Genomic DNA, 7,877 nt, shown 5'->3' with positions numbered 1-7,877 from the left:
TTAGTTAAGTTAGGGCACGTTAGCCCTGAGGTGGTAGCGACGCTGATAGAAGGCCTTAAGGATAAAAATTATCATGTAAGGCAAGGAGCGGCAGAGAGCTTAGTTAAGTTAGGGCACGTTAGCCCTGAGGTGGTAGCGACGCTGATAGAAGGCCTTAAGGATAAAAATTATCATGTAAGGCAAGGAGCAGCAAAGAGTTTAGTTAAGTTAGGGCAAGCGACTCCTGAAATGATAAAAGCTTTAATAGATGACTTCAAGAATAATGATTTGGAGGCAGTAGGAGAAGCAATAGATATTCTAGTTGAATTAGGGCAAGCAATCCCTGAAGTAATTGAGGCATTAATACGCTTTTTAAAAGATAAAGATAGTGAGGTAAGGCAAGGAGCGGCAGAGTATTCAGTTAAGATGTTTAATAAACATCCTGAGATAGCAAAAAGCATTGTTGATGTAGTAGTTAATAAAAAATCTGTTCGGGCGTTTGAAGATATTGACGATTCATTTAAGTTTTTGCTTACCTGCTTTGGTTACTCTTCTAATGACAAGTGGCTTAACTATATGATATTAGAAGATGGATTTGAAAATAATTTGGCATTAATAGTTAGTGATAATAACAAATTAAAAATTATAGGCAGTGAAGGCACAGAGGAAATCAGCTTAAATGGAAAGCAAAAAAACTTATTAATAAAAAAGTTATATAAACTCAAAAACTCTGTAAGCATGCCTGAAATAGGCTCTAATGCAGGTATATTTACCGGGTGGTGGTATAATAAAGTTCCTGAACAATTAATTAGTAGCCAAGAAGAAATATATAAAGCTATTTCTGAAAATAATAATGCTAGCCTCAGTAGTTTAATAAATAACGGCGCTGACTTAAATAAGGGTAAGGATAAGAATACAGCATTACATTATGCAATAAATAATAGTGATGATGTTAAGTTGATTGAACTTTTAGTTAAGGGAGGTGCTAATCTTAATCTTACAGATATAAATAATAATACTCCATTTAATTTAGCAGTGAAGCTAGGCAAAGTTAAAATAGCGAATTACTTAGAAAACCAGGTAGTTTTAAGAAAGATTAGCAAAAAAGATAAATTTAGCAAAAGCTTGAGAGAAAACATTGCTAATGGCACTTACCAGCTTTGCCAAGAAAAATACCAAGATTGTCTACAAAGCTATCAAAAAGCATTGGAGCTAGCTAAAGCTGAGAATAGCCAAGTTGCTTATTGTTATATTTTACTTAAAATAGGTGATTATTATTTATATCATCAGAATAATTCTAAAGGGTATAAATTAGCCGGATTACATTATAGTGCTGCAAGAACATTAGCAGAAAGATATTATGAGGTAGGTGAGGTTTTTGAGACAGAGTATTTTGCTCACAAACAACTTTATTTAGAGAAAAAGTTTCTTAATAGTATAAGTAATAATCGTGTACTTGAAGTTAATTATCAATCTTATAAAAAGCGATTAAAAGAGATACGAAATGCTACTAAGAGAGATATCGATAAGAAAGACATTACTATTAAAACTATTTTAGAAAATAATACCCAATCTATAGTTAAGTTGACCTCAGATGTTTTTGATGATTGTATTAAATCACTTGGTGCTCCGACTTGTGAATATGCAATTGTAGGGCTTGGCTCTATGGCAAGGAAGGAGATGTCCTTATATTCAGATATTGAGTATATGATATTATTAGGTGATAAATATAAATCAATAAACGAGCCAGGATATCAATATTTTGTTCAGCTTGCATTATTATTTGAGCTAAAAGTAATCAGTATAGGAGAGACGTTTGAAAACATATTGCCTGCAAGTATGGAAAAGATAATTCATGGCGGACTTGCATTAGACCAAGGGCCTAATACACCAAGTTCAGATTTACATAAAACTAATGAATTAGCATCAGATTTAATTAATATACCACAAAATATAGCCGGATTACAAAGTAAAGTTGATTGTATAATGGCTAATGCGCTTAGATTAGGTATATTAATTCAGGGGAGTGCTATTTTACTTAATAAGTATAAACAAGCATTAAGTAATGAGCTATATAAACAAGTTGGAGGCATAGCTTTACATCAGAAGAAAGCACTAGAGTTAATGGAACAAGATATAGGTTTATATCAAAATAGGCTTAGTGATAGGATAGAAAGTTTATGCTTTAATGCTAAAGCAGATTTATACAGGTTTATAAGCAATATAATAAATCATTTATCTTTGTATTACGGTATCCAGTCCAGTAACAGCTGGGATAGATTAGAGGAGTTAAAAAGTAAAGGATGGATATCCGACTCAGCTTTTAAGCGGTTAAGTAGACTCTTAGATTTTGCAGTAAAGATGAGGGTAAAGACACATCTTTTTTATGAGAAAGAAAAAGAGACAATGGTTTTTGAGGGAGAAGCTATTAATAACAAAGAGTATCAGCTTAGTTTAGAAGAAAAGCTAGAGCTGGAAGAAGTCTATAAAGTATTAGTTGTAATGCATAAAGCAACCAAAGAATTCATACAAAATAGAAGCTTTTATTATAATGATGAATATGAATCTACACCATTGGTAAGAGCAAGATTATCTATTGCTAAAGGAGATAAGGAAGAAGGAATTAGACTATATCAAGAAGCAATGAGCTTAGATTCTAATAATTTAGAAATAATGAGAGAACTAGTAGATTTGCTATTAGAAAAAGGAAGGTATAATGAACTTTTGGAAACAGCTAAAAGGATAAAAGAGATAGCTATAAATAGGTATGGAGAGGCGAATGAAGATGCAAAGTATGCTTCAAAAACAATGGAACTAGCAAGATTTCATCTTAACTCTCAAGGCTATAAAGTTCCTGATGCAATGAGATTAAGAAACGATAGCTCTCAAGAACTATTGCAGGAACAGAGTATATCTCAAAAAAATACTGAGATATTTGAAGCGGTAAAATACGGGGATACTGAAAAAGTTGAAAAATCACTTATTGAAGGAGTTGATATCAACTGTAGAGAAGGAAATCATGGTAGGACATTACTACATATAGCAGCTCTTAGAGGACTTAATGAGATTATAGCATTACTGATTATACATAAGGCCGATATAAATATTAAAGATAATAAGGGCAAAACACCATTACATATGGCGGCAAAATATAATCAAGTTGAAACCACTAAATTACTTTTAGAAAAAGGAGCAAATAAAGAGGTAAGAGATGATAATGATAAAACAGCAAAAGATTATACCAAATTACATCAATTAAAGTTTTTATTAGAACCTAAAGATAAAGGAAGAATAAAGGGTGGCGATACTACTTAAACTTATTAATTTTCGCCTACTTAGTATACCCCTTATACTAAGTATATATGGGGTAGTAGCATGCACCTTATAAAGGATCCTTTTTGAGAGGAAAGTTTAAGCTATGTAAAATTGTCGTATTAATAGCCAAATAAGCTCTCAAAACTGTTTCTTGAAATTAAGCCTCTCAAAATGTACAATAAAGGTGAGTTTTAAGAGAGATAATTATGTTTATAAGATATGCAAGGGTCGGAGCCTAAGAACAAAATTTAGATTTACAGTTAAATGCTTTGAAAGAAATTAACTGTGAAAAAGTATTCATTGAGAAAGCATCCGGTGCGCAACATGAGCGCCCTGAACTGAAAGCAGCACACTTACTTGGAAGGAAAGGAGGGCGGCCTCCTGCACTCACTCAAAAAGATTTAGCAGAAGCAAGAGCATTGCTACGTGATCCTAAGATTACAGTTGAAGATGCTGCAAGGCGTCTACAAATATCTCCTGCAACTTTATATAGGCATCTACCGGGCGGAAGAAGTTCCGTGTAATAATTAAAATGATGGAAAAGCAATAATAGCTAATATATAGCAAGTATATTATTCTACAAAAATCTAAAAACCCTTTAATATAGATAATTAGGAAAAAGTGATAGATATAAATATTTTTAGAGAACCAACCAGTAACTTACTACAGGTTTTAAACCGTCCAAATTATATGATTATATTAATAGTTATATTATCATTTATATCAGCTATATTATATAAAGGAGTATATATAGCTATGTTTTATAAATTTGCTCCCGGATATCAATATAGCCAAATTAATCTAATAATATATGCTATTAAGTGTATGCCGCTAGTATTTAATGCTTTCATACTTTATATTTACGCAGAGAAAAGAGATATTATAAGCCGAGAAAACAAAAGGTTTAATTTATTTATAAAGTATTTCCCTTTAATAATCTTATTGCCTGCATTTATAAATGCGCATTTATTTAATGTGCTACTAGTATGTCGTCTAATGACTACTTATTTGGTGTTTTGGTTAATAACTTCAATTTCATTAGACTTTAAAAATATGGTATTAAAACAAGGCAAATCTGATAGTGTTATATGGAATATAATATTATTTTCATTATCATATTTATCAGCAGTGCTAGTATTCTCATACTGTGATGCTGCAACAGATATAATGGTTCAGTAATAGCATGTCACATATTAAGTAAAAGCTTATAATTAAGATAAAAAATAGCTTATTATACTAGAACATACAGCAGGTTAGCATATGCAGAAAGTGTGCCAAATATGGAAGTGGAGAAGTGAGAGTAGATACTATACGATAAGTCTACAGCAAAATCTATTTAACGAATGGACAATAATAAAGTCATGGGGAGGATTACAAAATAATTTAGGTAGCTTTGCCGTACAGACTTTCGACCATCTAAATAATGCACTTAAAGAAATAGCAAACGTTACAAAGAAAATACCCAACTAGTAATTGAGTAAATCTTTTAAAACGATAAAAAGTCTTTTGTGCCTCCTATTTGAACATAAGAATTTGACTTAATAAGTACTTATATGGTATGTTTAAAATAAAAAGAGGTTCATATGGATGCTATTACTTATACTCAAGCACGTAAAAACTTTACTCAAACAATGAATAATGTTTGTGAGAATCATTCTCCCATAATAATTACAAGGCAAAATGCCTCACCTGTCGTTATGATGTCTTTAGAAGATTATAATGGAGTTGAGGAAACTTTATATTTATTGAGAAGCCCAAAAAATGCTGAACACATTACTAAGGCGCTTCAAGATTTGAAGGATAAGAAATACACTGAAAGAAAGCTAATAGAAAAATAAAATGAAAATTCTTTTTATAGATAATGCTTGGGATGATTATCTTTATTGGCAAAAAAATGATAAACGCATTCTTCAAAAAATAAATGAATTGATTAAAGAAATAACAAGGTCTCCTTTTAATGGGAAAGGAATGCCTGAGCCATTAAAATTTGATATGGCCGGTTGTTGGTCGAGGAGAATAACAATGGAACATAGATTAGTTTACAGAATCAAGGATGAGTCTTTAATTATAATACAATGCAGGTATCATTATTAACCAAATCATTTTATTTATGGAACAAAAAAACACCTAATTTGAGCTAACATTGGTCTTGTTGCTCAAATCAAAGTTGAAGTATATTTATACTAAAGGAGACCATTCAAAAGCTGGAGAAAAGCGAGGTATTGGCCTTCGCTCATTGAGTGAAGCAATTGATACTACAAATTCAGGTGTGAAATTGATATTTCATATCTTCGGTGCGTTAGTTGAATTTGGGCGCTCACTTATTCGTGACCGTACAATGGCGGGATACCTACTTGGTAGGGAAGGGGATGTCCTCCTGCACGTATTCAAGCAGATTTAGTGGAGCAAGGAGCATTACTACGTGATCCTAAGATCACTGTTGAAGATGCTGTAAGACGATTACAAATATCACCTGCAACTTTATATAGGCACTTACCCGGGGAAAGGGGTTCTATTAATAAGTAGTACTGTTAGCATAAAGTAATACTAATTACATAAATATTAATAATGATAACTTAATTTACAAAGTATTATATAAATTACTAAATAAAGTTGGTATATTGATAGAAATAATAATTGATTTTATTTAATGATACTGGTAGCAAGTAAGTTAACATTGAAACAAAGTGTAAAATAACATGGAAGCAATAGAGACATTAAAGCAAGAAGAAATAAATAGGATGTTCGGTATTAATAAAAAATACTTACTGTCTATTATAGCTTTAGCATTTATATTATATGCATGCTATGAAAGAATATATTGCTATGTTCTTGGTTTTGACTGTTCTCATCTTCCTCATAGTTTTTCAGATATGATAGAACCTACATTAGGTTTTGCGGTTGCTATAATTTGTGCTTTCCATCTTAATAGGTTTATGGAGTACATAACCATTAAGTCTAACCAACCTAAGGTTGTTCAATATGCTATTAAGTATTGGCCTCTATGTCTTATACCTATTTATGCTTTGTATCCTAAATACATTACTGAGGTAATTCTCAATATACCGGCTGTGCTTGTTTTTATCTCATATTGGGTTTTAAATGCTGTTTTCTCAGAATTTAAAAGAGGGAACAAGGATAGCTTCATTAGAAGCAAAGAGGTTAATTTATTGGCAAGTTGTTTGCTAATGATTGTAGCGGTTAACCCTTTACGCATACACAAATGCAACAATAGATCGTAAGGGATTAAGAGTATCAAAATCAGAAATAATAATAGGGGAAATAGGTAATAACAGAATTGTTAGAATATTTGATAAAGGCGTATTACTTGCAGACAAGACTACAAATGAACTTAAATACGAATATTTCCAAAAGAGGAAGTAAACATTAGTTGGAGGTAAGCTCTGAAACTAGACCTAAGGATTTGGAAGTGGAGAAGTGAGAGTAGATACTATACGATAAGGCTACAGCAAAACCTGTTTAACGAATGGACGCTAATAAACTCATGGGGAGGATTACAGAATAACTTAGGTAATCTGGCCGTACAGACTTTTGGGCATATTGAAGATGCAATTAATGAAATAGAAGTAATAGGTAGAAAGAGGAGAAGAAGAGGTTATAATATCTTATAGAACTTAATCATCCTATCTGCATTCCAAGCACGGTTAACTCCTAAGACAACAAGCTGGTTACAGAGCAGAGTATGAATCTTAATAACCTTACATTTAGATAAAAGGATTTATTATAGTAACAAGGAATAAAGTTATTACTTAGAATGATTATTCTTGAAGGAAGATGTTAGATATAATACTCTAAAGTAGTTATGTATTTAACATATGCATAACTCCGTAAATAAGGAGTAGAACATTGCTATATTTGCTGTGTTCTACTTGTCCTGCCCCCGTATAATAGCTCCATGAATAGGTTAGTAAATAGATAGATATTGAGCTAATCTATAAGTAAAATTAGATGGAGTAATTATATGATTAAGAAGAAATATAATAGTGAGCAAATAATAAGGTTATTAAGGCAGGCGGAGGTAATACTTAGCCAGGGAGAGAGCGTTATCAGAATGTGCAAACAGTTAGGTATTTCTGATGCTACATATTATAAATGGCGTAAAGAATATGGTGGTATGGAGATTTCCCAGGCTAAACGTCTAAAGAATCTTGAAGTTGAGAATATGCGTTTAAAACGCGCTATAGCTGAGCTTACCCTTAGTAATTTAATACTAAAAGATGTAGCTGAGGGAAACTAATAAGCGCTGAGCAGAAGCGTAAAGCAGTAGTATCAGCATGTCAAAAATATGATATATCAGAGCGTAAGGCATGTAAATTATTGTCTATCTCTCGCTCTGTTCAGCGTTATATACCTAAAAAAGCTAATGATGAAGATGCTCTTCGTAAAGATGTTATAGATATAGCAACTAAATATGGACGTTATGGTTATCGCCGGATAACAGCATTACTAAAAGCTGAAGGATGGCAAGTTAACCATAAACGAGTTGAGCGTATTTGGCGTGAAGAAGGATTAAAAGTCCCCAAAAAGCAGAAAAAGAGAGGAAGGCTATACTTTAATGATGG

Annotated in this window: 11 protein-coding genes; all 11 read left to right on the top strand. The window is 32.1% G+C overall.

Annotated features, from left to right (window positions below; all coding sequences use genetic code 11):
- Window positions 1-3,294, top strand: a 3,294-nt coding sequence (locus NF27_RS11390; RefSeq protein WP_193387658.1) for an ankyrin repeat domain-containing protein, incomplete at its 5' end; no start/stop codon positions are given.
- 269 nt (window positions 3,295-3,563) lie between these two features.
- Entirely contained in the window at window positions 3,564-3,818 is a 255-nt protein-coding gene (locus tag NF27_RS08505; protein ID WP_039458332.1) for a helix-turn-helix domain-containing protein, read from the top strand.
- A gap of 736 nt (window positions 3,819-4,554) precedes the next feature.
- On the top strand, window positions 4,555-4,764 hold the full coding sequence (locus NF27_RS08495) for a WGR domain-containing protein (RefSeq protein WP_039458326.1): 210 nt from the start codon (window positions 4,555-4,557) through the stop codon (window positions 4,762-4,764).
- A 113-nt stretch (window positions 4,765-4,877) separates the two neighbouring features.
- Window positions 4,878-5,132 (top strand): type II toxin-antitoxin system Phd/YefM family antitoxin, encoded by a 255-nt coding sequence (locus tag NF27_RS08490; protein WP_039458323.1) that lies wholly within the window; start codon window positions 4,878-4,880, stop codon window positions 5,130-5,132.
- Between the two features lies 1 nt (window position 5,133).
- On the top strand, window positions 5,134-5,388 hold the full coding sequence (locus NF27_RS08485) for a Txe/YoeB family addiction module toxin (protein ID WP_039458321.1): 255 nt from the start codon (window positions 5,134-5,136) through the stop codon (window positions 5,386-5,388).
- A 55-nt stretch (window positions 5,389-5,443) separates the two neighbouring features.
- The gene (locus tag NF27_RS13330) at window positions 5,444-5,695 is read left to right on the top strand and encodes a recombinase family protein (protein WP_053332717.1); all 252 of its coding nucleotides are present in this window, start codon (window positions 5,444-5,446) and stop codon (window positions 5,693-5,695) included.
- Window positions 5,695-5,820, top strand: a complete 126-nt coding sequence (locus NF27_RS13195) for a hypothetical protein (protein WP_275574622.1) — start codon at window positions 5,695-5,697, stop codon at window positions 5,818-5,820. The genes NF27_RS13330 and NF27_RS13195 overlap by 1 nt, the downstream gene beginning before the upstream one ends.
- 173 nt (window positions 5,821-5,993) lie before the next feature.
- A complete protein-coding gene (locus tag NF27_RS08475; protein ID WP_039458318.1) occupies window positions 5,994-6,536 on the top strand; it encodes a hypothetical protein in 543 nt (180 codons plus the stop codon).
- Between the two features lie 162 nt (window positions 6,537-6,698).
- On the top strand, window positions 6,699-6,926 hold the full coding sequence (locus tag NF27_RS13325) for a WGR domain-containing protein (protein ID WP_084212906.1): 228 nt from the start codon (window positions 6,699-6,701) through the stop codon (window positions 6,924-6,926).
- A gap of 350 nt (window positions 6,927-7,276) precedes the next feature.
- The gene (locus NF27_RS08470; protein ID WP_039458315.1) at window positions 7,277-7,552 is read left to right on the top strand and encodes a transposase; all 276 of its coding nucleotides are present in this window, start codon (window positions 7,277-7,279) and stop codon (window positions 7,550-7,552) included.
- A gap of 80 nt (window positions 7,553-7,632) precedes the next feature.
- On the top strand, window positions 7,633-7,877 hold a 245-nt coding region (locus tag NF27_RS08465; RefSeq protein ID WP_152606822.1), incomplete at its 3' end, for an IS3 family transposase.

Source organism: Candidatus Jidaibacter acanthamoeba, from assembly GCF_000815465.1.
Classification (GTDB): domain Bacteria; phylum Pseudomonadota; class Alphaproteobacteria; order Rickettsiales; family Midichloriaceae; genus Jidaibacter; species Jidaibacter acanthamoebae.
Note: the sequence above shows the minus strand (reverse complement) of the source record. Positions and strands in the feature narration are given on the sequence as shown.